The organism is Microcoleus sp. B13-B6, assembly GCF_036705405.1.
GTDB lineage: Bacteria > Cyanobacteriota > Cyanobacteriia > Cyanobacteriales > Microcoleaceae > Microcoleus.
The window spans coordinates 108,057-133,850 of the sequence record NZ_JAUBUJ010000008.1 but is presented as its reverse complement, the minus strand read 5'-3'; the positions used below and the strand labels follow the sequence as shown (position 1 = coordinate 133,850).

Annotated in this window: 24 protein-coding genes; 11 read left to right on the top strand and 13 right to left on the bottom strand. The window is 46.5% G+C overall.

Features of this window, described 5'->3' with window-relative positions; all coding sequences use genetic code 11:
* Window positions 1-89: 89 nt before the first annotated feature.
* The gene (locus QUB35_RS05970; protein WP_333140263.1) at window positions 90-680 is read right to left on the bottom strand and encodes a hypothetical protein; all 591 of its coding nucleotides are present in this window, start codon (window positions 678-680) and stop codon (window positions 90-92) included.
* 238 nt (window positions 681-918) lie between these two features.
* Window positions 919-1,308 (bottom strand): DUF1830 domain-containing protein, encoded by a 390-nt coding sequence (locus QUB35_RS05965; RefSeq protein ID WP_333140261.1) that lies wholly within the window; start codon window positions 1,306-1,308, stop codon window positions 919-921.
* 375 nt (window positions 1,309-1,683) lie between these two features.
* On the opposite strand from QUB35_RS05965, the gene QUB35_RS05960 reads away from it, so the two are divergent.
* The 3 genes from QUB35_RS05960 to QUB35_RS05950 all read left to right on the top strand — a co-directional run bounded on the left by QUB35_RS05960 (window position 1,684) and on the right by QUB35_RS05950 (window position 5,018).
* Window positions 1,684-3,264, top strand: a complete 1,581-nt coding sequence (locus QUB35_RS05960) for a photosystem II high light acclimation radical SAM protein (RefSeq protein WP_333140259.1) — start codon at window positions 1,684-1,686, stop codon at window positions 3,262-3,264.
* A 565-nt stretch (window positions 3,265-3,829) separates the two neighbouring features.
* The gene (locus QUB35_RS05955; protein WP_333140257.1) at window positions 3,830-4,279 is read left to right on the top strand and encodes a hypothetical protein; all 450 of its coding nucleotides are present in this window, start codon (window positions 3,830-3,832) and stop codon (window positions 4,277-4,279) included.
* Window positions 4,280-4,418: 139 nt separating this feature from the next.
* Complete coding sequence (locus QUB35_RS05950) at window positions 4,419-5,018, top strand: hypothetical protein (protein ID WP_333101970.1); 600 nt, start codon at window positions 4,419-4,421, stop codon at window positions 5,016-5,018.
* 79 nt (window positions 5,019-5,097) lie between these two features.
* On the opposite strand, the gene QUB35_RS05945 is transcribed toward QUB35_RS05950, so the two are convergent.
* The 4 genes from QUB35_RS05945 to ntcA all read right to left on the bottom strand — a co-directional run bounded on the left by QUB35_RS05945 (window position 5,098) and on the right by ntcA (window position 9,902).
* Window positions 5,098-5,508, bottom strand: coding sequence for a pre-16S rRNA-processing nuclease YqgF (locus tag QUB35_RS05945; protein ID WP_333140255.1), 411 nt, complete (start codon window positions 5,506-5,508; stop codon window positions 5,098-5,100).
* Window positions 5,509-6,002: 494 nt separating this feature from the next.
* Window positions 6,003-7,127, bottom strand: a complete 1,125-nt coding sequence (locus tag QUB35_RS05940) for an SUMF1/EgtB/PvdO family nonheme iron enzyme (protein WP_333140253.1) — start codon at window positions 7,125-7,127, stop codon at window positions 6,003-6,005.
* Window positions 7,128-7,491: 364 nt separating this feature from the next.
* Window positions 7,492-9,159, bottom strand: a complete 1,668-nt coding sequence (locus tag QUB35_RS05935) for a DUF3084 domain-containing protein (protein WP_333140251.1) — start codon at window positions 9,157-9,159, stop codon at window positions 7,492-7,494.
* 77 nt (window positions 9,160-9,236) lie between these two features.
* Window positions 9,237-9,902 (bottom strand): global nitrogen regulator NtcA, encoded by a 666-nt coding sequence (gene ntcA, locus QUB35_RS05930; RefSeq protein ID WP_006634020.1) that lies wholly within the window; start codon window positions 9,900-9,902, stop codon window positions 9,237-9,239.
* A 328-nt stretch (window positions 9,903-10,230) separates the two neighbouring features.
* Between ntcA and fabI the strand changes: the two genes are divergently transcribed.
* Together fabI and hisB are read left to right on the top strand one after the other, a co-directional pair.
* A complete protein-coding gene (gene fabI / locus QUB35_RS05925; protein WP_333140249.1) occupies window positions 10,231-11,007 on the top strand; it encodes an enoyl-ACP reductase FabI in 777 nt (258 codons plus the stop codon).
* Between the two features lie 207 nt (window positions 11,008-11,214).
* Entirely contained in the window at window positions 11,215-11,853 is a 639-nt protein-coding gene (hisB, locus tag QUB35_RS05920; protein ID WP_333047752.1) for an imidazoleglycerol-phosphate dehydratase HisB, read from the top strand.
* 45 nt (window positions 11,854-11,898) lie between these two features.
* On the opposite strand, the gene QUB35_RS05915 is transcribed toward hisB, so the two are convergent.
* The 3 genes from QUB35_RS05915 to QUB35_RS05905 form a co-directional block, all read right to left on the bottom strand.
* Window positions 11,899-12,849 (bottom strand): PmeII family type II restriction endonuclease, encoded by a 951-nt coding sequence (locus QUB35_RS05915; protein ID WP_333140247.1) that lies wholly within the window; start codon window positions 12,847-12,849, stop codon window positions 11,899-11,901.
* 72 nt (window positions 12,850-12,921) lie between these two features.
* Entirely contained in the window at window positions 12,922-13,761 is an 840-nt protein-coding gene (locus tag QUB35_RS05910; RefSeq protein ID WP_333140244.1) for a TdeIII family type II restriction endonuclease, read from the bottom strand.
* A gap of 132 nt (window positions 13,762-13,893) precedes the next feature.
* On the bottom strand, window positions 13,894-17,103 hold the full coding sequence (locus QUB35_RS05905; protein ID WP_333140242.1) for a glycoside hydrolase family 15 protein: 3,210 nt from the start codon (window positions 17,101-17,103) through the stop codon (window positions 13,894-13,896).
* 111 nt (window positions 17,104-17,214) lie between these two features.
* Between QUB35_RS05905 and QUB35_RS05900 the strand changes: the two genes are divergently transcribed.
* Both QUB35_RS05900 and QUB35_RS05895 read left to right on the top strand, forming a co-directional pair.
* Window positions 17,215-17,352 carry a hypothetical protein gene (locus QUB35_RS05900; RefSeq protein WP_333038037.1) on the top strand — a complete coding sequence of 46 codons (138 nt, stop codon included), beginning with the start codon at window positions 17,215-17,217 and terminating at the stop codon, window positions 17,350-17,352.
* A gap of 207 nt (window positions 17,353-17,559) precedes the next feature.
* Window positions 17,560-18,291, top strand: coding sequence for a WecB/TagA/CpsF family glycosyltransferase (locus QUB35_RS05895; RefSeq protein ID WP_333140240.1), 732 nt, complete (start codon window positions 17,560-17,562; stop codon window positions 18,289-18,291).
* 293 nt (window positions 18,292-18,584) lie between these two features.
* On the opposite strand, the gene QUB35_RS05890 is transcribed toward QUB35_RS05895, so the two are convergent.
* Both QUB35_RS05890 and QUB35_RS05885 read right to left on the bottom strand, forming a co-directional pair.
* Complete coding sequence (locus QUB35_RS05890; protein ID WP_333140238.1) at window positions 18,585-20,912, bottom strand: S8 family serine peptidase; 2,328 nt, start codon at window positions 20,910-20,912, stop codon at window positions 18,585-18,587.
* Window positions 20,913-21,197: 285 nt separating this feature from the next.
* Window positions 21,198-21,596: a transcriptional regulator gene (locus QUB35_RS05885; protein WP_333140236.1), complete on the bottom strand. Its 399-nt coding sequence runs from the start codon at window positions 21,594-21,596 to the stop codon at window positions 21,198-21,200.
* Window positions 21,597-21,923: 327 nt separating this feature from the next.
* Between QUB35_RS05885 and QUB35_RS05880 the strand changes: the two genes are divergently transcribed.
* The 3 genes from QUB35_RS05880 to grxD all read left to right on the top strand — a co-directional run bounded on the left by QUB35_RS05880 (window position 21,924) and on the right by grxD (window position 23,375).
* The gene (locus QUB35_RS05880; protein WP_333140235.1) at window positions 21,924-22,547 is read left to right on the top strand and encodes a hypothetical protein; all 624 of its coding nucleotides are present in this window, start codon (window positions 21,924-21,926) and stop codon (window positions 22,545-22,547) included.
* 42 nt (window positions 22,548-22,589) lie between these two features.
* A complete protein-coding gene (locus QUB35_RS05875) occupies window positions 22,590-22,850 on the top strand; it encodes a BolA family transcriptional regulator (protein WP_333042760.1) in 261 nt (86 codons plus the stop codon).
* A gap of 201 nt (window positions 22,851-23,051) precedes the next feature.
* A complete protein-coding gene (gene grxD / locus QUB35_RS05870) occupies window positions 23,052-23,375 on the top strand; it encodes a Grx4 family monothiol glutaredoxin (RefSeq protein ID WP_333140233.1) in 324 nt (107 codons plus the stop codon).
* Window positions 23,376-23,674: 299 nt separating this feature from the next.
* Here grxD and QUB35_RS05865 read toward each other — a convergent pair whose 3' ends face one another.
* Entirely contained in the window at window positions 23,675-23,929 is a 255-nt protein-coding gene (locus QUB35_RS05865) for a DUF6761 family protein (protein ID WP_333101986.1), read from the bottom strand.
* A 595-nt stretch (window positions 23,930-24,524) separates the two neighbouring features.
* Between QUB35_RS05865 and QUB35_RS05860 the strand changes: the two genes are divergently transcribed.
* Window positions 24,525-25,256 carry a response regulator transcription factor gene (locus tag QUB35_RS05860; protein WP_333140230.1) on the top strand — a complete coding sequence of 244 codons (732 nt, stop codon included), beginning with the start codon at window positions 24,525-24,527 and terminating at the stop codon, window positions 25,254-25,256.
* Between the two features lie 26 nt (window positions 25,257-25,282).
* On the opposite strand, the gene QUB35_RS05855 is transcribed toward QUB35_RS05860, so the two are convergent.
* A complete protein-coding gene (locus QUB35_RS05855) occupies window positions 25,283-25,735 on the bottom strand; it encodes a 4a-hydroxytetrahydrobiopterin dehydratase (RefSeq protein ID WP_333140229.1) in 453 nt (150 codons plus the stop codon).
* Window positions 25,736-25,794: the final 59 nt, after the last annotated feature.

Below are 25,794 nucleotides of genomic sequence, written 5' to 3'. Positions count from 1 at the left end.
GTTCCACAAAGAGTGAATTTTCTTGTGGAACAGGCATCTTGCCTGTTAAGCGAGAATGGTGCAAGATGTGAGTTGTACCGGACATAATATTACCAATTGCCTTTAAGCCCGATCACCGTGACAATAGTCCACGTATCTACCAACAGCAGAAGCAGCGTACATCCCAGCAAAATAAGATACATCCAAGGCTGCGACAAAGGGCGGACATCTCTAGTATCAATACCTGTTTTTGCTTCCACCAAACCGACTAATTTACCAAATCCAGCCACTCGCATTGGCAACAAATAACCTTCACCCGAATGACTCAAAAAATAGTAAACTAAACCTCCTTGACCGGTCGATCGAGGTTTGAGAGCTTTTACCTCAGTCCAAGGTAGCGACCAACCCTTGCGAAAAAAACGCGGAAACCACTTGGGATATGTGACTTCAATCCCTTCCTCGCTCAAAATTACCCTTTCACTGAGCACGCCGTACAGGCCCACAGCCCCGACAACAATTCCTGCCCAGAGTGCGGCGGGAGGAACGGCTGCTTTCGTTACTTCCGACAAAAAGGGCAAGGGAATTGTCAGGGCTGTGTACAAACTCAACAGCGTGATTCTAATCAGGGGAGAAAGCCGGAATACCGCCGGCTCAAATACTGGGGCAGAAGATGGGGGAAATGCGATCGGTTGTGCTGACATGGCTGAAAGTCGAGAAGCTGTTTAATGATATTTTTGCACAGTTGTCGAGGCAGCCAAGCACACTCAGGGAAATACGAAAAACCGGACAATATTTGCAGTTGTGAGTTTTGATCTAAAATTCATTTCAGAAACTTTGATTCTTAACTGTTGAGTTTTTACCGCTTTGCAGAAGTTGGAATTTTGAGCGCGGAGTTATCAATTAACTGACAATTATATAACTCAAAACTCACAACTCCGATTAATCGACGGCGGTTAGTGCCGGTACAGTCAAAGGTTCTGAGATTTCTCGGGATTTGGGGCGGCCGGCCATGATTGTTCGATCGCCCTGAACAGCCTCTGGGGATCTGCTAGGATGGACGTTTGAATAGGGGCCTTCGTTAATCTGCAAGCGATCGCAAGGAATTTTATCCGACAAAATTGCACTGGCCATCATCCCGGTGTGAATTTCCAATGCTGCAGCGGGCATCGCTTCAAACACTAAGCGCTGTCCGGGAAAAACTACTCGTTCAAAGTACCAGTTAGGAATGTTGGCGATGCGAGCAATCTGAATCTGACTGGTGGCGTTGACGTAGCAGCACAGAATCTTGCTGTCGGTGTCTGAGGGTACGGGGTCAAGAATTTGAGCCATAACTGCTGAGGGAGCCTTGCCTAAAAGTTTTAGTTATCTTCTCAGGCTAACACTAGGCGATCCCGCCTACTGTAAAGCCGACTACCAACTCCCTAATACATGAGAGACCGATCGAACTTAAATTAAAATTTATTCGTAAAATTATACTTTTTTTGACCCCCTGGTTAAATATTCGGTCAATCTACGCTGTATTTGCTTAAAAATTAGCTTTTTTCTGCTGCTCTCGCCGATCGACACCAACAAGCTCGGCTTTTAGCCAGTTTTAAAAAATTTAAGAATATTTAATGTCAAATTGCGAAAATTAGACATATTGTAAAGTTATATTAAAAGAATATTAACATAGCTGAAAAAGTTCCACTTTAGGATATGGCAATCATGGAAAACCGAGAAAACCGAGTCCTGTACGTTCGCCTCCCTTGCAATCCGATTTTCCCGATCGGAGTTGTGTATCTTTCGGATCACGTACACAAGCTGTTTCCCGATGTCGAACAACGCATTTTTGATTTAGGTGCCGTACCCCCCCTGGATTTCGCTAAAGCTTTGGATGCCAGCATAGACGAGTTTAAGCCGACTCTGCTGGTTTTCTCTTGGCGGGACATTCAAATTTACGCGCCCGTGGGCGGCAGAGGCGGCAACCCGTTGCAAAATGCCTTCGAGTTTTACTACGCCAAAAATCCGCTGATCAAGTTCCGGGGAGCACTCGGAGGACTGCGTTTAGCCGCGTCTTACTACACCGAACTCTGGCGCAATTTGGGACTGATTAAGCGCGGATTGAAGCGGGCCCGGAAATACCGCCCCGAAGCTCGTGCAGTGGTCGGAGGCGGTGCTGTGAGCGTGTTTTACGAGCAGTTGGGTCGCAGTTTGCCCACGGGAACTGTGGTTTCGGTGGGGGAAGGCGAAGCTTTGCTGGAGAAGTTGATTAAGGGCGAAGATTTGGCCGAGGAAAGGTGTTATGTGGTGGGAGAAACCGTGCCGCGCGCGAAGCTAATTCACGAAAAGCCAGCCAACATCGAGAAAAGTGCTTGCGACTATAACTACATCGAAACGATTTGGCCGGAATTTTCCTATTATCTACAGGATATGGACTTCTACGTGGGAGTGCAAACCAAGCGCGGCTGTCCTCACAATTGCTGTTACTGCATTTATACGGTGATTGAAGGGAAGCAAGTGCGGATCAATCCGGCGGATGAGGTGGTGGCGGAGATTCGGCAATTGTACGATCGAGGTATCCGCAATTTCTGGTTTACCGACGCTCAATTTATCCCAGCACGCAAATTCATTGATGATGCAGTTGAATTATTGCAAAAAATCATCGCCGCCGGCATGACTGACATACACTGGGCCGCTTACATCCGTGCGGATAATCTCACACCAGAGTTGTGCGATTTGATGGTAAAAACGGGGATGAATTACTTTGAAATCGGCATCACCAGCGGTTCCCAGGAACTGGTTCGCAAAATGCGGATGGGCTACAACTTGCGAGTAGTTTTGGAAAATTGTCGCGATTTAAAAGCAGCAGGTTACAACGATGTGGTTTCCGTTAATTACTCGTTTAACGTCATTGACGAAACCTTTGAAACCATCCGGCAAACTATTGCTTATCACCGAGAATTAGAGCGGATTTTCGGAGCCGATAAAGTAGAACCTGCGATTTTCTTTATCGGGTTGCAGCCGCACACTATTTTAGAAGAATACGCCTTTAAGAAGGATATTCTGCAACCTGGTTACGATCCCATGAGTTTGATGCCTTGGACAGCGCGCAAATTGCTATGGAATCCCGAACCTTTGGGTTCGTTTTTCGGACAAATTTGTTTAGAAGCTTGGCAGCGGAATTCCAATGATTTCGGTCGCGAAGTGATGGCAATTTTGGAGGAAAAACTCGGCTGTGCGGATTTGGAAGAGGCATTAACCGCGCCGGTGGAAATCAAAGATAAACAGTTGGCAGCCGTTAATTAATTACCAGGTTCGCAGTCAGGACGACCGTCCGTGAAAAAAGGGGAAATGGAAGAAAAAATGTGTTTTCTGTTTCCCTTTTTATTATTCAATAAATAGCTAAGCGTAAATAAACATTACCGTGTAATATCAAATCCGCCCTTCATCGTCCTGTATTCATCTCTCTGTTCTCTGACTCTGCGTTCTCTGCGTTCTCTGCGGTTTAATCATTCCAATGCAACCGGAATTGATATAACAGAGTCAGTTCGCGACATGGGGGCGCTTATTCCCGGTTTCTACGAAAATCAAAGGTTTAGTAACGAGAAATATATGAAGAAACCCGGTTTCTCAGATCGGCGTGGACAAGTCATAAAACCTTAAAAATGTCATAAATACAAGAGATTGCTTTCCTGCGATCGCATTGACATACTTATGTATTTTCACTGGTGTAGGGTGCACAGTTGGCACCTTACTTAAACCGACGGTGTACCCTTTTCCCTGCACCTCTCACCTCTGATATTAAATATTATTAATATCCAGCAAATATCGCTTAAGATGTAATTATATAGTTAAAGCCAGGAGTGACAAGATGTTTTATAAAGATACAGTTAAGGGCATTAAAGAAGTAGTTCTAGTTATGGCAGGCATTAGTGCGATTCCCTTCGGGATAGCTTCGCTTCACGGCTTTTTGACAGCCTCAGCAGAAGCAACTGCACTAAATCAACCCGCACCCAACACTTTGGGCAATAATCAACCGCTGCAAATTGCTCAAGTTGAGGGATGTCCGAGGGATCAAATGGTGCAATTTTTCGCAACGCCCAACTTTTCTATATACATTTGCAAAACCCAGGAAGGCGATATTTTTTACCGCGGCCTCAGCAAAATAAATGGCACCCAAATCAATGTCATGCAAGTAACAGCAGGTGATGACGGAAGTTATGAAGCGACTAACGGCAATATTATCTACTCGATTAACCCCCAACGCCTACAAGTCCGGCAGAATGGTAAGGTAATTTTGACCGAAGCTGTCATCAAGTAACACTCACTGTTATTCAACGATCGCTCTGATTAATTTAGGGTACATTTTATTAGCTGAACTCAAACAAATTGCAGATTCTTTCAAATTTAGGCATAATTATAAGAATAAAAGTCTGTATTATCAAAAAAGCTATCGGATTATGCCTTACAGTCAATTCACAATTACTAGAGCTAAAAAAGACTTTCAGTTAACTATCGTGGAGGGAACTCGGTTTTTTCCGGAGGTAGAATCAATTAATCCCAGTCCGAGATTGAGTAGCGAATTAGAAGATTTGCCTTGGACGATCGCAGTTGGTTCAGAAAAAGCCAGATCGGAAGCCATTGTCTACCCAGTTTTGCAAGAAGTCCGGCGCTTGATGAACCGCCAAATCAGTTTATTTTCGGGACGGGAATTCAATGTTGACCCCAGTTGCGAGCTCACCGGATACGTCGATTTTTTAATTAGCCGATCGCCCGAACAGCTTACCGTAGAAGCACCCGCGATCGTAGTTGTGGAAGCAAAAAAAGCCGATCTGAACGAAGGTATCGGTCAATGTATTGCTGAAATGGTAGCGGCACAGCGCTTTAACGAAGCAGCAGAACACCCGATCGCCACTATTTACGGCTGTATCAGCAGCGGCACTCAATGGCGTTTTCTCAAGCTTTCAGGAACAACAGTGACGATCGACCTTACCGATTATCCGCTGCTTCCGGTGGAAACCATTTTAGGATTCTTGGTGTGGATGGTTCAACAAGATTAGCTAGGGTTTGCTGAAGCAGTAAAAAATAGGATTTCCCACGAAACCCAAAGTTTTTAGAACTTGCTTGAAAACCTCGCTGTCAACTGTCAACTGTCAACTGTTTGTTCAAATATCTTTCAATTAGGACGATCGCCACAATATCGTCCACTGGCCTCGGTGGCGTCCGCATTCCCTTCGGAATCAAGCGCGAAAGTCCCGTCGGAGGGTACATTTGCCAGTAGCGTTCCCTCGCTTCTAAACTGCTGTACCTCTCGTCAACCTGAACAATTTTTATCAAAGGCGACAAACTCTGCGTCAGTTTTTGTTTCCAACTCTTAGAAGTCGTTTGATCTCCGATCACCAATAACTCCATCGAAAACTGTTCGCACAAAGATTGAATAGTAGATATCGCTGCTTCCGACTGCACAACTTGATGGTAGCAGACGCTTCTGTCTCTACCCATGACGGCGATGCCGCACTTGTCTTTACCCGGATCGAAACCTAAAATCATATTTATGAGTTCTGTGTTAATAAGTTTGTAGTTGCGCTGTTGTAGTCGAGGAAACCCATCGCCAACCTATATCTAATCTGGCACTTGCATTCTTGAATGTCTCAAAATCTTTGCGGGCGATCGTACTTATTTTGCTTGACTTTTTTGCAGGAGTGACATATTATATCATCATGGGAATCCGTGCGGCCATATAATGCCTAAAATCAGAAACCTGGTTTTTGCCACAATCTTTACTCCCCCGTTTTAATTTATCGAAAAAACCCGGTTTCTTTGACTCCCCGCGCAAAAACCCGGTTTCTCTCACCCCTGTGCAGGCGGTGCGTCGCTGTGAGATTGTCGATTTGATTTGCAAATTGCTGATGGCGACGCACCCTACTATTTTGAATCGCGTGTAAAGATGAGTGCAAAAAAAAATTAAAGTGCGCTGACGCACGCAAAAGGGTAAAGAGGAAAAAGGGAAAAGGGCTAAAGGGCTAAAGAGTAGAGAAGAGTCCTCACAGGGAAGACGGGGAGGAAGGGACAGCCAAAGCAACCGCAACACGAAAACCCCCGTCCAAGTACGAGTTGCCCGCAGAGCGGAAGTAGCGGCTTGCAGCACGGCAATGGACCGCACGGTACCAACACGAACCCCCACGCAGCACCCGGTAATCACTTGTTCCAGTTTCCGAAGAACTTCCGTCAGTCGGTGCGCCGTCATCGTTACTGGGCCACTTATCGCTGCACCATTCCCAAACCTCACCGTGCATATCATAAAGTCCAAAGGGATTCGGAGGAAAACTCCCCACATCCATTGTGTGTGCGCGATTAAGTCCCTTCGGTTCACCACCAAAGGGATAATTCCCATCATAATTAGCTAAATCTGTGGTAATTGTCTCGCCAAAATAGAAAGGTGTTGTAGTTCCGGCGCGACAAGCATATTCCCATTCAGATTCCGAAAGTAAGCGATAAATCTTGCCTGTTTTTTCAGAAAGTTTCCGGCAGAATTCTACAGCATCATGCCAGTTTACACTTTCTACAGGACTTTTTTCACCCCTAAAGAATGATGGAATATTTCCCATCACTGCTTGCCACTGTGCTTGGGTGATGGGGTATTTTCCTACATAAAAAGTCGGTACTGTTACTTGATGCTGCGGACGTTCGTTATCGAGCCTAGCTGATTCTGTTGCTGTCGAACCCATCATAAATGTGCCGCCAGGAATGTAAACCATGTCTAGTACAACTCCATCACCTAAGTCTTCAGGGAAGTAATGAGCAAAAGACTTTATGCGACTGTTTTCTGTTCCGTCAGCATCGACTGTGATGACCTCAAATTCAAATGTAGGAAAATAGTTTTGTAACTGTCGTTGAATCTTTTCCTCGTTTCGATATTTCAGCAGTGAATAGGCAGCACATTTCACCTGCATTGATTCATCCTGCAAAGCTTGCATTATCACATCTAAGCCAGCTTCTCCATATTTGAGTGCTTCGGAGAGTGCGGCGGTTCTCACTTCGACAATGGGTGAGGCTAATCGGCTTTTAACACCGGCTATGCCTCCCAGTACCGCAGCATTGACAGGAATTGAATTTTGACCGCCACGGACGGCATCATATTCTCTGGGTTCATTTTGATTCTCTGACATTACACCGCACGCTCCTGCATTTTAATTGAGCAAAATTTTGTTTTGTGATGCCAATATCTCAGGGTTCGATTCTTAGTTTTTCTACTTTGCTCTCTTAGCGGTGCGGTGCGTCGCTGTGAGATTATTGGTGGTGCTTCCAGATTTTTGGTGGCGACACACCCTACTAATTGGGTGCGGTGCGTCGCTGTGAGATTGTTGGTGGTGCTTCCAGATTTTTGGTGGCGACGCACCCTACGATTGCTATATATATGGCGGCACGGATTCCCATGATTTAATGATATGTCAAGGGCGCGAAAAAGTCAAGCAAAATTGTAATTCGATCGCCCAAAATTTTTGCTCAAATTCGATATGTCGATCGCACTTATTATTTAACTTTCACATCTGGGCCGCCCGGTGGTTGTTGTCCGGTGCGGAAAACAACGGCTCCGTTTTCACGAGCAACTAAATCTATTTTAAGCGGGCCGGCAATGTAAGTGACATCTGCGGCGATCGCCTGAACATCCAGCGGTTTATCGTACTGCTGCAACCGCTCGATAAAACCAGCTAAAGTTTCAACCTGATTGTCGGCCACTTGGACTCTACCGCCGACAACACCGATCAGGCGAGCGCGAAATTGACAAGCTTCTATCAATTGCAGCAACTGCTGCCGCACCTGTTCGTCGGTCAAAGTCACCGGATCGACAGCAACCCCTGCAATCACATCTCCAGCCCGGAACACAACTCGATTTATTTCTGCTTCTGCAAATACCTTAATTAGCTTTTCTTCCCGCAGGTAATTAGCACCAGCGACAATTCGCACCACGTAGTCTTGACCGTCTTTAATCTGACTAATTAGTTGATCGATTTCTGCTTTAGTAATTTGAATAACCTGGTCCCTAACCTTGGTATTTTCCGGCTGCATCAGTCCGACGGTGGTTTTATTTGCTTCTTGCAAAAGCCGATCGATCGCGCCACTTGCCATACCGGGTTCGATAATGCGAACGACGCCAGCAGCTAAAATTTGACCGCGCCTGATGGCAACTGTACCCTCGCGGATTGCCTGAAAGTCGCGTTCCAAAATTTGCACTTGTTGCTGCAAGACAGTTTGTTGCTGTTCGAGTTGAGCTTGTTGCTGTGCCAAGGTTTCTAGGAGTGCTTCCCTCTCGGCAATTACTTTGTCGCGCTCGACAATTATTCGATCGCGCTCGGCCAGATTTTGCATTCGCTGGGCAATTTCCTTGTCTCGCTGGGCAATTAGTTCGTTGCGATCGACAATTTCTCGATCGCGTTGGGCAATTTCTCGATCGCGCTGGGCAATTTGAGTTTTTACCTGCTCTCGCTGCTCGATTAACTGTTGGCGCTCTTCTTGCAGTTGGGCGATTTCCGAGCCTAAAGTCGTTTTTTGAGCAGAAACTGTTTTCAATTGGTTCTCGGTGCGATCGAGCTGAGCTTGTGTAGTCGATCGAATCGTTTCCACCAGTTTCAATTGTTCTTCGGTGCGGGATTTAGCTGCTTCCACACTGCTGAGCTGTTCTTCTGTCTTAGATTTAGCCGCTTCTACCTGACTTAACTGCTCTTCAGTTTTAGACTTGGCTGCTTGCACGCTGTTGAGCTGGGCCCGCAGCGAGTTTAATTTTGTTTGCGTCCGAGCTTGCTCGGCATTAGCTGCTTGGAGGGATTGATTAATTTGCTCCAAATTGGCTCTAGCTTGCGCTTGAGCGGCTCTGGCTTGAGCTAATTCAGTTTCAACTCGATTTTTTTCTTCAGTGGCTTGGTTGATTTCTCTGCGGGCGTTGTTGAGCCTTTTTTGAATCTCGTCTATTCTAAAAACTCCCGTTCGCAGCGGCTTGCTAGTAGCAAACAAAATGCCCAGAGTAATTGCTGACAGGATGCTGCCGGCCATCACTGTCACAACAACAGCAGTATCGCGGGGGCGAAGTTTGAACAAACTCAACCTTGCCTTGCCGACTTTCGTCCCAAGGCGATCGCTGACAGTGGCGATCACACCCCCCAACACTAAAATTACAAATACCAGGATGTATCCAGCAGTCATTCCGATTTTAGGTTTTGGATTTTGGATTTTGGATTGAATCTAAAATCCAAAATCCAAAATCCTATACTTTCTCGGCATCAAGTGAATTGCTGGCTTAAAGCCACCGGGTTGTGGACTGTGATCTTTTTCTTGTGGATCGAGATCATGGTTTCTTGCCTGAGATCGCCCAGCAAACGAGTCACCGTTACCCGCGTCGAGCCGATCGCTTCGGCGATCGCTTGGTGGGACAGCTTCAAATCAATCGTAATCCCCTCTGTACCGGGCACGCCAAAATCCCGGCACAGAATCAGCAAAAAGCTGACGAGTCTCGATCCCATATCTCGGTGGGCCAGCGTTTCGATCATCATCTCGGTTTGCAAAATCCGAGACGACAGTCCCCGCAGCATCACCATCGATAATTCCGGGTCTTCCTTAAGCGCTTTCTCGACTTGTTCGATCGGCAGCGAGATCAATTCCACCGGCGTAAAGGCTACCGCGTGGTAAAACCTGTCCGATCGGTGTCCCGTAATCAGAGACAGCACCCCAAATACGCTATTTTCGCGCAGGAGGGCGACTGTAATTTCTTCCCCTGCTTCGTACACCCTGGAGAGCTTCACAGCACCTCTAATGAGAACGTAGACGCGCTCAGCCGGGTCTCCAGGGAAAAAAATTGTCTTGCCCCGTTCAAAGGTTTCCACAATGGGTGGAAACGCCCCGCCGCTGATTTGGCGGAACACGGCTGCTAGCGGTCTATCATGCGTCACGACTAGATCCTTTGTACTAATCAATACTTTATAACTTGCGGATTAACCTTATTGAGTAAATATACTTCCCAACCTCCAATATGCAAGGATTCGGTTACTTCCATCTAATATTAAGGTAAACACACGCTGTATGATTAAATCTAGCCCTTCTCTTAACTTTTTCAATTCCCCCCCATGTAGCTCCACAGCAAAATTAATATCAATTGTGTCTCAATTGTGTCTCAATTGTGTCTCAATCAGTTAAATCTGAATCAGTTGTGTCTAAACTGGCGGGGTTGTCGCAGAGAGCCAATGAGAACGGTGCTAGTTGCTTCTAGAAGAAATACAGATGATAGATTTGACCGGAAAAAATGCTCTTGTTACGGGCATTGCCAACAATCGCTCGATCGCCTGGGGCATCGCTCAGCAGCTCCACAAAGCTGGGGCCAACCTCGGCATAACTTATTTGAAGGACGAGAAAGGCAAGCACGAGCGTAAAGTCGCTGAACTGGTGGAACCGCTCAATCCCAGTCTGTATTTGCCCTGCAATGTCCAAGACGAGAGCGAAATTGAGTCTACTTTTAAAACCATCGCCGACAAGTGGGGCAAGTTAGATGTCCTGATCCACTGTCTGGCTTTTGCCGGCAAGGACGAACTTTCGGGAGATTTCACCAACACTTCGCGCCAAGGTTTCTCCAATGCTTTGGATATTAGCGCTTACTCGCTGGTGCGGCTTTGTGCTGCTGCTAAACCGCTGATGGCCGAGGGTGGCAGTATTGTGACCCTGACTTATTTGGGCGGCGTCCGGGTAGTTCCTAACTATAATGTGATGGGAATTGCTAAGGCGGCTTTGGAAATGAATGTTCGCTATCTGGCTGCTGAACTCGGCCCGTTAAATATTCGGGTAAATGCGATTTCTTCTGGCCCGATTCGGACTCTGGCTTCGTCAGCAGTTGGCGGTATTCTGGACATGATCCACCACGTTGAGGAAGTGGCCCCGCTGCGGCGGACGGTGACTCAACAGGAAGTCGGAAATGCTGCGGCTTTTCTGTGCAGCAATCTCGCTAGCGGGATTACGGGTCAAATTTTGTATGTCGATGCCGGTTACGAAATCATGGGAATGTAACGGTAGTCGAGAGTTTTGAGTTATGTAGGGGCGGGTTTAGACAATAAACTTTTACTTTAATAAGTAAGTTTTATGCAAAAGCCGCCCCTCTCGATAGTTTTGAGTTTTGCATAATTCTCTTAACTAAACACTTGAGAATTAGCGCTTATCAAGCTGTAATCTTCAATTACTAATTATCAATAACTAATGAATGACCAATTGCGAATTATGGAGATAATCGATCGCCCTTCTGTGCCTCCTGCAAATTCAGTTCAACCAGCTAGGGCCGCCTTGGTGAAACGCACGACACTGGAAACGGATGTCACGGCCAGCCTCAATCTCGACGGTGTAGGAACTTGCAAGGCGTCTACGGGGATTCCGTTTTTAGACCATATGTTGCACCAGATTGCTTCTCACGGATTGATCGATTTGGATGTGCAGGCGATCGGGGATTTGGAGATTGACGACCACCACACGAACGAAGATGTGGGAATTACCTTGGGCCAAGCCCTAGCAAAAGCTGTCGGGGATCGATCGGGCATTTCTCGCTTCGGACATTTCATCGCACCTTTGGATGAAGCTTTAATTGAAGTAGTGCTAGACTTTTCGGGACGGCCTCACTTAAGTTACAGCTTAGAAATTCCCAACCAGCGGATCGGAACTTACGATACCGAATTAGTGAGAGAATTTTTTTCGGCGGTGGTGAACCACACTCAAATGACACTGCACATTCGACAGTTGCAGGGCGGGAATTCTCATCACATTGTGGAAGCGGCGTTTAAAGCATTTGCGCGAGCTCTGCGGATGGCGGTAGAAATCGACCCCCGGCGGGCTACTCGGATTCCGAGTTCTAAAGGAGTTTTGTAGTATGTGGTTTGTAGTAGCGTTTGGGCGCTACTACGAACCAGTCAATCAAAATATATCTGCTATATAGTTAAAAACACCTTGACTTCCCTCGCCGTACTTTCCGATAAATTCAGCGATGATTCGATCGCTACACCTTTCTATAGCTTCATCAATAGAACTTTGCGCTAAAACTTGACTAGCTGACTGACGCAAAACTTCAAACAGATTCACAGTATAGCGAGTATCTTCACTAACAAAATCCCACAGTTCTCGACCGATTAAAGTTATCATTTCCGAATTGGGCAAAATTTGCTTCAGTAAACCAAGTGTTACAGTTTTATTAGTTCTTTTGCCGTAAGCTATACCAATATAAGCGCGATCGCCCTCCTGCATTTTTTCCTCAATTTTGGCAGCCCAATATACTATCTGGTCTTTATCCATATCATTCGGGCCACTTTTTACCTGTATCCAGCATTTCTCGCCATCACTGGTAGTTTTAATTGCGTCCCATCCTGACTCTTCCGGTGCAATTTCTGCACTTTCAGAGCAAGATATCAATAGTTTTTGAATAAACAATCCCATTGAAGTGACAATAGACCTAGTAGCAGTCATATAAACATTGAGCCTGACAACTTCTTCGGGAGTGTCCAAATTTAACGCCCTAATTAAAAATGGGTTGGGATGAATTTTCCCTAAAGTCAGATTTTCCACCATAACTAGCTGTCGCCCAGTAAAATCTCGACAAATGCTGGCTAAAAAATTTTCAGCGATAGTAAGTTGCAGCGACAGTTGGCCTGAAGATATAAATGCTAAAATGCGTTCAATCTCATCGGGAGTAAATCTGAGCGCTCTTTTGCCAGATATGCTGCTGATGCCGTTTCTGAGTGTTTCTGCTTGTAAGTTAAAAAATTCTTCTAACTCCGCAAAATGACCGGCGAAAGAGCGAGACTTTCTGGCCGGCAGTCCTACTTCTTTTTCTAAAACAAATGCTAATAATTCATGAAGTTGCTCTGACACTTTTATTTCTCCTCAACTCTATTTTAAATATTAGTTAACTGAAAAGAGAAAGCTGAAGAAACTCATACTTTACTAAAATCCAAAAGCAAGAGCATCAAGCATATGCTTACCCTTCTCCCGCCCAACTTCTTGATATATATCCAAAAGTTCTTCGTAGGCAGTCTCTCCCCCTATAATATTCCAAAACTCATGTCCCATAATGACAGCTTGTTCAAAAGGCGTATACTTCCTTGCCACTGACCATTTATAATCTGAACGATTTGGCCCGTAAGGATTGTAAGCCATAGCATAATAAGATTGAGCATCGGGTCGAGACAGTCCGCACAGTAAATGATATCTCAGCAGTCGTTGAATTACCTCCAAGCATTGTCCTTTGTTGGGTTTTGACCCTTTAATTTCAAAGAAAAATTTCCTGCCGTCATGGGATAGCACGTACAAATCTGCTTTGACGGATCGCCTAACTAAATGGTTAGTTGTTTGAGCCTCAAGAACAGCTTCTATCATTTCTTCAAAAGCAGGTTTATTTGCATTTTTGTCTGCTGACTGCTCAAATAGTGCTATCTGACGCTCAATTTCATTAATAGCCTCTATGCTAACTTCGCCAGAAATTTCATAGCTTCTGCTTGCTTCTTGGTGATGTTCCAAAGCAATGAGTTTTGCACATTCTTCATATGTTGTCCCCAAGCTGCTGCTGAAACCTCTTTCAAACTCGTTAATCCGTAGCAATTCTGAGGGCATAATAGCAGCCTGAAACGGTTTCAGTTGACCTTTAGAGGATTTGCATGATAAATATGCTGCTGGAATATCAAGTTTGGGTATTAGCCGTCCTCTGTATTCATTGACAAGATTTTCGATGAAAACTTCTAAGTATGCTTTGATTATGACGCGGGTAGTTGAGCTAATGGCTGACATTATTTTACTGCAAACATTCTGTTGACTAGACTTGTGACAAAACTGTGAGACAAAATCAAGCTTACTCCCTTATTTCTTAGTCCGCGTAGGCGGACTTCGTTTGTGTAGTTGCGGTTTCAACCGCCGAATGATCTATCCAAACTTCGTCAAGAATCGGAAAGCATCGAGTACATGACTCGCACAAACGTAAGGCGAAGTATTGTAAAAAGCTTGCCAAGCCGCCGCTTTATCTTCGTCGTATTTACCCGCTCTTTCCGGGTGTTTTCCTTGCCAATTCAGCCGCACCGCGTGACCGACCAATACATCTAAAACGATGTATTCTTCTACTTGCAATTCTGGGTTGCGCTGGGCGATCGCCGCCAACTCCATCAGCGCCTCAATATTGACTTGCCGGTATTCCGGTGCGACAATTTTATTCAGCAAATGCTCAATTTGTAGCGCGAAATTCTTTTCACCCGGCGTCATTTCCGATAAAATAATATGGCTATCTAACCGATTGCGCCGCTCTAATTTGTCGCCAATTATCAAGCCTTTGCAGTGCCGCAGCAGTCCCCAAACACTCGGATAAAAATCCTTCGGTACGCGATTGACAGTACCTTCCATTTGCCGCTTCCGGCGCCATCCTCCCCCAGGCATTGTTGGTTCTTCAGAAACTGGCGCTACTACCCATTCAATATCTTTTTCCGGCTGTTTGACGCGCAGGGATTCTTGCTGTTTGAGGATTTGATTCATTTCCTCGTATTCCGTCAACACTTGGCGCAGGCGATTTTTGATTTCAAAGGGACTTAGCTGCATTAAATATTCGTAAGCTTCATTTTGCGTAACTCCTAACTCGCGGGCTAATTCGCTTGTTAAGAGCAAAATAAAGTAGCTAACTCTCAGCGTCAGCAGGCCTTTAAATAACTGGGGTTCGGCTTTAATTAACAAGCCGAGGTAGATGAGAACTTCTTGAGTTAGAACTCGATCGCGAATGTCTTCTCCACAGAATTGGCGAATTTTGTCCATCACTTCCGTGTAAGATCCCGGTCGCGAAATTATCGAATCTTCGCTGTAGGCTTTCCCCACAGCAATCTGTTTTTGCCGCACCAAAATGTCTGTCACCGCATCGGACAAGCTGATATCAACCTTGTCCAGCAAACCTGCGGCATGGCGGATGACTGCCCATTGGATTTTTGATTGCGAACTTTCTCCAGCTTTTGTATAAACTTCGTTGAGCAAATCCACAACTTTAACTGTTTCTTCCGCCCCTCCAAATCCTGTATCAAAGTTTAAACCTTTGAGGCGAACTAACGTGTGCAGCAACTCAATTTGTTCGTACAAGTTTTCTGAATCGCGTAGGCTAGTTAGCAAGAATTGAGTATTAGTTTCGCACTCTAATTTAAATTCTTGCGTATGACCCAAAGGCCAAGTTTTTTCAGGATGGTAAGTTAGATAGCTGCGCGTTTCTACTGCACCTGTCACCGGAGATTCGGTAAATTCAAAATCGTGCATGGAATCAATTCTTTCGGTGCCAGCGGTCAGCATTAACTGCTTAAGATTTCCGAGTTTAACTGGCGTGTTGTTACAGTGTCCATCCCGGAATTCCTTCATTAATTCTAACAACGCTTCCCGCCCGGTTTCCAGCATCGTGTGAGTCAGCATCAGCGTTACCGTAGGGCGTCCCAACTGATACCAGTGGTGGTGAATGTGAGCTATTTCGCTTTTGATTTGAGCTACTAAAAAATGGTAATCTAAAGTTAAGTAAAACTCTTGTCTGTTCAAAAATGAGGGGAGGAATACGATCGCCTCTTCGCGAATTTTAAACACCCGAGAAGTTGTTAAACTCCGCAGACGGCGCACGGGGCGACCGGTTAAGCCTAATGGGTCGTTGCGTCCAATTTGCGTGTAAATAGCTGATAATTCTTTAGTCTGGCGGACTTGAATAGGTTCTACCTGTTTTGGAGTTTGCGCCGCAATGCCGTTAGCTGCTAATTCTGCTTGCAAATCTTCGTCTTCAGCTAACAGTGCAATTTGCACTAAAGGTTCTCTGTGTTGGCCCACTGACAGGTGCCTTCCCAGCGGGTCAATATCGCCCACTGCGATTAATCCTTCATTTAGCAATTGACCGAGAAAATACAAACTTTGCGCCCAAACGAGGGGAATATTTTCATTGGGCAAGCGCTGCTGGCTGCTGGGATTTAGCTTTTCTGCTTCAATATTTTCGGCGGGGACGTAGTACAATTCTGGTAGTAGCGGCAAACCAGAGCGATCGACTGCTAAAGATTCCAAACGCTGCTGGTACTCCTGCACTTGGGCTTGATTTCCCTGAAATATGCCGTCCAACAATAAATAAGTGAAAAATAGCGGCCACTCGCATTCAATGTGCTCGAACTGCCTTAATTCTGTGGGTTCGTAGTGCAGGCGATCGGCATCTTCCAAAACTGTTTGGTGTCCGTCCCGCAGAAACCGCTTGCAGCCGTATTTTCCTTGCAATTTGTCAATAATCTTATTTCGAGTCCGTTCTATTAATTCTCGATCTTCCACAGCAAAAGCCGGAAAACTAATCACGCTCAATAAAGCGGCATCTACTTCTTTAGAACTAGATTCGCGAGGCAAAAGCGATTCCAAAGTTATGCGACTTCTGGCAATTTCGTCGGGCAAAACGTGAATCACCGATGCTTGAGAGCCTTTAATCCCGAACAAATCCAACCCATTTATTGCTTCCAGCGCTGCTTTAGCCATGCCAACAGAACTGGCGTTCAATTCTGCATTGCCTCGATTGATTTTATGACCTCTTTCCCAAATTCCGTAATCCGGCGTGCGGTAGGCTCTACCGATGTAGTAAACTAAATTTTGCACGAAATTGACTTCATCAATTGTAAAAATTACGTGCAGCCCGGAAGCCGTCATTTGAGCAAGAATTAATAAGAATATAGATGTAGCGTCTAACTGTAAATGTCCCCACTGGTCATCCCCGACAACAATACTTCCAGTTTGAGTATTGTATTTAGCGTGCAGGGCATCTAGCGGCGACTGAGTATTTTTAAAATGTTCTACTTTGCTCGATTGCTGCATCATCGCAAACAGCAAGCCGCGCATCAGTTTGACTGTGCTGTGTTCGAGTTCAAATGTCCTGCCCTGATCGCCATCTATTTTGCGGTAAGCTAAACCCAAACCCCAAACCGCGAGAATGCTGTACACGTTGTCGCGCACCCAGGCATCGGTGTAGTCGCCGTGGGCGTTAACGGCGGTACTCGCCGGCAGCAAACCAGTAATTGGGTTCTGGCGCTTGAGGATGATGGTTTTGATTTGCTCGTAGTAATAATCTAACCTGGTTTGCCGCTGGTTTTTTGCGATCGCCATTTCGTTTTCCTGCTTTTTCCTGATGCGAGTAGATTTGGGGTGAATAGACTTTTAAATATATCAGAGATTAGATTATTTCTCAAGTTATCCAAACACAAAAAGGTAATTGCCATGTCTACCCAAAACCACAATAACAACAGCGTCCCTTTCGTGAAAGTTGTCTACTCTACAGTGAAAATTAATGGTAAAATTGAGCTAGTACCGATGGAATGGTACGCCGACGGCTCTGTCAAAAAAATCGAACGCTAATGCTCGATCGCACTTGGCTGGCAAACTCTAATGAACTTGCGCGACCCGTCGCTTACAAAAAAACCGGTTTCTGGGCCACGGAACGATGACTTAACAGACTGTTGGTGGCACAAACCGGCTTTTTTGCGATCAAAACTGGTCTAGCGTCGATCGCCAATCTAAGCTAATTTAAATAACTAGGTGTGTAGGAATCTCAAAGAAAAAAATATGGATCGATCGCAGCCGCAATTTTCAGTGCTGGGACTACCAGTTCACATATTAGATGATTATGCAGGTTGGCTGATGCAGCGCCTGCATCAAGGGTTAGGAAGTCATGTGGTGACTTTGAATGCTGAAATGGCGATGCAAGCCGAGCAAAATCAGGCATTAGCGGATGTAATCCGCAAAGCGGAACTCGTGATTCCCGACGGTTCGGGAGTGGTGCTGTACTTGCGGCTGCGTGGCAAACCGGCCCAGCGCTATCCGGGGATTGAATTAGCAGAATCGCTGCTGCAACAAGCCGGAAAATTGCCTGATTCGGAACCACTATTTTTCTTTGGAGGTTCCCCTGGAGTGGCGGCTGCGGCGGCCCAAACTTGGCAGCAAAAAGTTAACGGATTGTCGATTGCTTCTCAACACGGTTATCTTTCCGCCGATGAAGAGAAAGACTTCCGTGAAAGCCTCAAACAAATGCAGCCCAAACTAATTTTTGTAGGCTTGGGAGTGCCGCGCCAAGAATTTTGGATTGCCGAACACCGACACCTTTGCCCTGGTTCGATTTGGGTGGGAGTTGGCGGCAGTTTCGATATTTGGGCGGGAACAAAAACCCGCGCGCCGGCTTGGTTTTGCGACAATCATTTAGAATGGCTGTACCGGCTTTATCAAGAACCTTGGCGGTGGCGCAGAATGTTAGCTTTGCCACAATTTGCCTTGAAAGCTTTGGGGGATTTTCGAGGGTAAGTTAATAGCATCAATCTTCTGTCTGATTCACAATCCTCTCGATCCCCCCTAACCCCCCTTAACAAGGGGGGGACAAGAATTGAGTCACAATCCTCTCGATCCCCCCTAACCCCCCTTAACAAGGGGGGGACAAGAATGTCGTCAAAATTTTCCTTATTAAGGGGGATTCGAGGGGCTCTAGACTCGACTACAAGCGACATAAATCCTGTTATTTCTTGAGTCCGCGCAGGCGGACTTTGTTTGTGTAGTAGCGGTTTCAACCGCCGATTCTAATCAATACGAACCTATTGCCATTAGACAATGTAAGGAGAATCGATCGCCTTTGCCCGATTAGTTGCCACCAAAGTCTGGTAAATCAAAACCGAAATCTCAGCGCGGGTAATGTCCCGAAGTGGCGAAAGCCAATCGCGGGAAGGATAATTAACTACAATCTTCAAAGCAGTTGCTGTGCCGATCGCACTCAAAGCATAATTAGGAATTTGAGAGCGATCGGTGTAAACTTTCAAAGAATCAGGATTGCCGCCCTTAAGTTCCAAACCGTTAACCAAAGACACGATCGCGTCAGCCTTAGTCAAATTCAGATTCGGGCCGAACTTCAAGCCGGGAAACCCCGCCAAAAACCCCCCCCGATTTGCCCGTTCGATCGCACTTCTCGCCCAAAAAGTAGCAGAAACATCAATAAAATTTGTAGCCGGCACCCTGGGAATCGGACTAAACGCACTCACCAACAGCGCCGCATATTGAGCACGGTTTAAACTCTCATCAGGCCTAAAAGAACCGTCAGGAAAACCGGTAACTATATTCGCCGCAGCCAAAGCTTCAATAAACTTCTGTGCCCAATGTCCAGAAATATCACTGAACACCGCACCCCCGATATTCGGATTGCCGCCGCCCTTTCTCACCGCAGCTTGCACAGCTTTAAAAGCATTCACTTTCCCGTAACCAAACCAATCGCTGCGGCCGTTGTTAGGATCGTAATTTCCCATGCGATTGCCCAACTGGGGATCGGGATCGGGATCGACAATTTTCTCAGCAGTTTGTTCGAGAATTCCCCGCACTTCCCGCGCCGTCAAACGGGGGTTAGCCGAAAGTATCAACCCTGCAACGCCAGCGACTACTGGAGTGGCGCTGGAAGTACCGCCAAAAGTATCCGTATAGTCCCCCCAGTCGTAGCCCCGATCGCCCACTCGATCGGCAGTAAACACCCCCAAACCGGGCAAATACTGCGTCACCTCCGGCGGCGTGCTGATATATCCGGTTTCTGGCAACCAAGTTCCCGGCGGCGCGTTGTTGCTGGGGGCGCAAACCGAGATGCTGGTGCCCCAGTTGCTGTAAGCTGCTTTTTTGTTGAGGGAAGTGGAAGCGCTGACGGCAATTACGTCGGGGTGGACGGCAAATCCTGCCAGCCATCTAGTTTGACCCTCCACGACGTTGTTGGGCCAGCCTTTCTCGTTAACAGTACCGTTGACTGGGCGGTTGGCATTCCCCGCTGCGAACAGAATAACGCAGCCTCTGCCGCCCCGCCCTTGGGTTGCTGCTTTGGTGATAACGGCACTCTGCCGCAGGGAAAGGGGATAGTAAACTGCCGCAGGCCCCCAACTGCAAGAAATGACGGCGGCACCTTTTTCGATCGCCCAATTAAATATTTTTTCGACAGAATTGTCATCGAGAAAACCACTGGTACGGATGGGCATCAGGGCGCATCCGGGGGCGACGCCGACAATGCCTTTGCCGTTTTCTTCAGCAACGGCGACGCCGGCACAACTTGTGCCGTGGTTGTCTGAGTCGGCGACTGGCATCGGCGAAGTGTCGCCCTCTTTTAAATCGATGGCTGAGACGATTTTGCCTTGGCCTTGAAAATCTGGGTGGGTGATGTCAACTGCATCGTCGGCGATGGCAATTACGATCGATCGAACTCCGCGAGTCATGTTCCAAGCTGGTTCTGCATAAATTTGAGCACCGCCGACAAGTTCCTTGCCGCCTTTGTTGTTGAGATACCACTGTTTGGGATAAAGCGGATCGCGGGGCGTATAATGCTGCTGCGTCTCTACTAAAATGTTGGGTTCTGCTACGAGAACTTCTGGATATCTTGTCAGGCGGTTGGCAATTTTGATCGGGTTTTCTGTTGCTTGTTTTGTGACTTCGCAGACGAAAGTGTTGGGAATTCCTTCTACTGGCCGGACTATTTTTAAAGCTGCTGCATTGGCGATCGCAGTTCGCGATTGTTCGTCTACTTGTTCGCCAAATTGAATTGTAATTTGGTCTGTCAGGTAAAAGAATGTACTCGGATTGTTCGCGGGGCAATAGACGTGGCTGGCAAAAGCTACGGCATCGCTGGCGCGGGCTGCTTGCATTGCTGCTTCTAGGCTAGAGGGCGCAACGAGATATTCTTCGAGATTGCTTTGGCCGATGCGACGGGTGAATTTTGCCCCAGTTGTTGCAGTCCAATCGTTTGAGGTTGATGCTGTTGATGAGGGGCGGACTGTAAAGCGATCGTCCGCTTTTGACAGCAGCAATTCATCGCCGCCGCGCTGCAAAATCAGTGGGAGACTTTCATCGGGAACTCCGATACCTTGATAATTTTGTAAGGTATTTGCGGAAAGTTCGATCGGTTGTGTCATCAGAAATGCCTTTGTTTAATTTTAACCCAGTCTTACTATATTCTCGCTTAACAGGCAGGATGCCTGTTCCACAAAGACTGAATTTTCTTGTGGGGAGTAGGGTTGGGCTTCTAGCCCGCCCGTAAAAGGCTTATTAACAATGATTCAGCCAATCCCTCAAACTCACATCTTGCACCATTGTCAATAAGCCTTTTCTGAACAGGCAAGATGCCTGTTCCACAAGAAAATTTATCTTTTGTGGAACAGGCATCTTGCCTGTTAAGCGAGAATGGTGCAACATCTCAGTCAGATAAACACACCAGGATTAACATTAAAAAATTCTCCCAGCGCCTTAGCTTGGGCTTTGCTAATCGCCCGTTTACCATTAACCACCTCAGAGACTACTCCTTTGGAACCAATCACACCCACCAAATCGGCTTGTTTGAGTTCGCGAACTTCGATGAAATGCAATAGAACATCCCGGGGAGTCACTTCTGGATCTGGGTAATATTTTGATTCGTATTCTTCGATCAACAGCCCCCAGAGACTCAGTAAAGTTTCTTCTTCTACTGTTAATTCTTCTTTAGACATCAGAAAATCGACTTCTGCGAGGGCAAGATCATTATCTTCTTCGTTCAGGATTGGCTTAGGCTGAGATTTAGCCAGCAGTTGACCGTAAGCTGTTCTTTCAATTGCCATATTCATGGTGCGTTCGATTGTTGAATTAGATCGGGACTTACCCATCAAAACCATTGAAACCGGGTTTTCCACCATTTTTAAAGTCTCAAAGGCAGTATTTAGGTAAAAAAAACCCGGTTTCTGCGTCCCGGACTAGATTGCCGGGATCTGTCCAATCCCCCGCGATTTCCTTGTTCAATCCAAAATCTAAAATCCAAAATCTAAAATCCAAAATCGATCGCACCCTTTGACATTTCAACAAATTTGGTTTACACTTAGCCGGTTGCGATCGCCAATGGTAAGATCGGCTCAAGCTAAATATTTTTTTAAAGCGCACAGGCGCAAAGTAATTTCATGGTATACTCTGGAACTGTTTGTTGGCTTCGCTCCACTGCCCGGATTACGATCGGGGCGATCGCAGCTTTTACCCTATTGCAACCGATCCAAGTCCAAGCACAACAACCTTCTGGGCCAGAGAACCAACCCCAAGTCGAGCCCGCCGACGACCCCACAGACCCCAACAATCTTCGCCCTCTGACGCAAGACAGCAGTCTGCTGAGCGTCCCAGGAGGTCAGCGTTTGATGACAGAAGCCAGCAGTGCTATTTCCTCTCAGAATTACGCACTGGCTACTCAAAAACTCCAAGAATCCCGCCAAATTTTCAATCAACTGTCCAACTTCTACCAACAACTGGGTAGCAGTTTTGCCGGAATTGACATCCGATTGGCCGAAAGCCACCGCACCAAAGCTGTAGAAACAGCCCAAATGCGCGACGAAGCTACCTACCGGCTGGCGTTGGTACACCGGGCGCAAAATAAACCGGAACTGGCTGTGCCCCTGCTGATTCAGATTATTCGCTCGCAGCAGCCAACTCGCGACTTGGGCAAGAAAGCTTACCAGCAGTTACTGGAATTGGGTTTTGTGGATTCGCCCTTTCCCCGACCTGCCAGCAGTCAACCGAGCTCATCGACAAAATAGTTCCACTAAAATCTAAATTACAGCCGTTTATCACAGAAACCAATGGTTACACCGTCTCAAGTAGCAGAAATGATTAAGGCAGGGTTGCCCGACGCTAAAATACAAGTTGACGATTTGACCGGTGGCGGTGACCACTACCAGGCGAGAGTCGTCTCTGCAGCCTTTGAAGGAAAAAGCCGAGTACAGCAGCACCAAATGGTCTACGGCGCTCTCAAACAGGCAATGGCTAGTGAAGCTATCCACGCTTTGGGCTTGGAAACCTTAACTCCCGCAGAATGGGAAGCGAAAAGTCAAGTTGCTTAATTGTTGCTCGGCAATTGGGTATCACAAGTTTGTGCTTCTGTCAATAGTTGCTTGAAATACAACTGCTGCACTTACGCACAAAAACCAAAGAAACCGGGTTTTTTAACCGGAATCTATGGCTGTAACGAAAGATTTTCGTAAAAAACCCGATTTCTGCGTCAGTCAACGTTTAAAAATTTTCAAACAATATTAGGAGCTACCATGACTACAGCAGCACATGAAAGAATTGACGAGTTGGTTAAGCAAAACAAAATCATGGTGTTTATGAAGGGCAATAAGTTAATGCCCCAGTGTGGTTTTTCTAATACTGTGGTGCAAATTCTCAATACTTTGGGAGTGCCTTACGAAACTGTTGATGTTTTGGCAGACCAGGAAATTCGTCAAGGCGTTAAAGAGTATTCCAACTGGCCGACAATTCCCCAAGTTTATATCAACGGCGAGTTTATTGGTGGCTCGGATATTATGATCGAGATGTATCAAAAGGGCCAATTGCAAGAAGTTGTAGAAGTGGCTTTGGCTTCTTAAATTAGACAGAAAAAACATTTCCCCGACTTCTTAAAGAAGTCGGGGAAATAACAGCAATCGCGTTTTACGTTGAATTAAGTTAATTTACTTAATTATTCGTTACCAGGCAAAGCCTAGGAACGCAATGCAGTCGGCTAGGCATCGAATTTTTAGGCTCCCAAAGCGAGGCCGAGCCTGTGGACATCGGTTCCGAGGCTGAGCCGGGAACCAGTTAAAATTGCCAATTCCCAATTCCCAATTCCCAATTCCCAATTCCCACTTCCCAAATCATCAAGGGTTTATCAAACCGAATTTGCTATTTAATAGTAGTCTGATTCAGCCTGTGTCTGTGTCTGTGGCATTGCAAAATTGGAGGGGTCGTGAATGTAACGGGCTGCTTCTTCCTCTAGTCTGTGAATCAGATAGGGTTCCAAACTGTTGGAGTGCCGCAGGGCTGCTAAATAGCCGTCTAAGTAAAGCCGCAGGTCATCGAAGCGATAACCTCTATTCCACATTTCGACGAGGGCGTCGGTGAGTTTTTGGTAGTGCCGGATTGTTTGGGTGTCTTGTAGCATGGTATGAGCTTGAAATCCTTTGTGGTTTGTATAATGACGGCGGGATTTAGGAACGGCCTCGATTGATGCTGAGTGGCTCAGCTTGAGGCTATTTCTAAATAAAACTTTTTACCCTGCTCAACAGGCTACCCTCCATAAAAAATTTCACTCGTTGCAATGCAGTTGCTCGACTTTTTGCGCGCACCTAGATAATTCGCTGTGCGTTTAATGGAGTCGGGATGTGGCTGAATTTGACGGTCAAAGTGGCTGAGTGTTCCGGCTACCGAGCGAACGGTTGGAGGAATTCTAGTTTCACTTGCGCGATTTGTCAACCTCCTGGGAATGGGGGCTGGGTCGGGGGGATCGCTTTTGGCAGGCGGTTGGGGCATGGGATCGATCGGCTTTACACTGTCTTATTTTCATTGTAAGCTTACCGCCAGAATGATTTCACCTTTCTGCAGGCTGACCCTGCCAAATTAACCTAATCTTTAAAATTCGTACCCTAGATATGTCCGCTGCTTTAAACGCAGCTAATGCTTGAGTAGCGATGGTTACAAAAGCTTGACAAAAGCTCTGTTAACCTTGTAGCAATTAGTGATATGGGAAGCTCGCCTCTGTGGAATCTGCAAGTATTTCAATTGTTGAAGGGAATCCGCACCTGCGATCGCTCTTGGGCTGGCATCTACAGCAAGTCGGTCACTGGGTGCACCAGTCAGCGGATATCAGTCACGCTAGGGAAATATTTTTCAGCCGCCAGCCAACCCTAGTCATTCTGGATGCCCAATTGCCGGATGGGGACGGTTTGGAATTTTGCCATTGGCTGCAACAGCAGCAGCAGTCGCTGATTTTGATGCTGTCGGCGCGGAATTCGGAATCGGATATTGTTGAAGGTTTGAAGGCGGGGGCAGACGATTACCTGACTAAACCCTTTGGGATGCAAGAGTTTATGGCCAGGGTGGAAGCTCTGATGCGCCGCAACCGCACGATGCTACCGCCGGCGACGCTGGAGTGCGGGCTGCTGAAAATTGATTTGGTGCAGCGCCGAGTCAGGTTGTACGACGAACATATTGAGCTGACTCCCCAGGAATTTAGCCTGCTGTACGTGCTAGCTCAAGCTGGAGGAGTGCCGCTGTCGCGATCGGATTTGCTGCGTCGGGCCTGGCCTGATGCTATTGATAACCCCCGGACGATCGACACTCACGTACTCTCTCTGCGTAAAAAAATCGAAATCGACCCGCGACAGCCGAGCCTGATTCAAACTGTACGGAATGTCGGCTACCGACTGAATCTGGAGTTGTTGAATAATGCCAATCAACATTCACCCGTGCCCAGAGCGGTGCTTTCTTAGACTACGATCGGTCTATAAGTCTGATTTTATTTTGGGAATTGATTGGCGATCGCATCGGTTTTCGCCGCCATAATAAAGTCATTGCGATGCAGTCCAGAAATCTCGTGAGTCCACCAAGTAACGGTAACTTTTCCCCACTCGGTTAACAGTGCGGGGTGATGTCCTTCAGTTTCTGCTGCTTCGCCGACGCTGTTTGTAAAGGCGATCGCACTTTTGAAATCCGGGAATTCGTAGGTGCGTTCTATTTTGGGAATGCCATTTTTTTCGATCAAATTCCAGTCGGGAATTTGAGGTTTTAGCTGGACAATTTCGTAAGCTGTGAGGCGGGCAGAGTTTGGGCTGCCGGCGGCACAGCGTTCTTTTGCTAAAGGTTCCATAAATTGCTGTTTAGCGATCGGATTATCAAAGATATTATAGACATTTCTAATCTGAATTATTTTGAACGGCAACTGTCCTTTAGGATGGACATCTTGCACCATTTTCAATAAGCTTTTTATGGGCGGGTAGGAGGCCCAACCCCTACTCCCCACAAGAAATT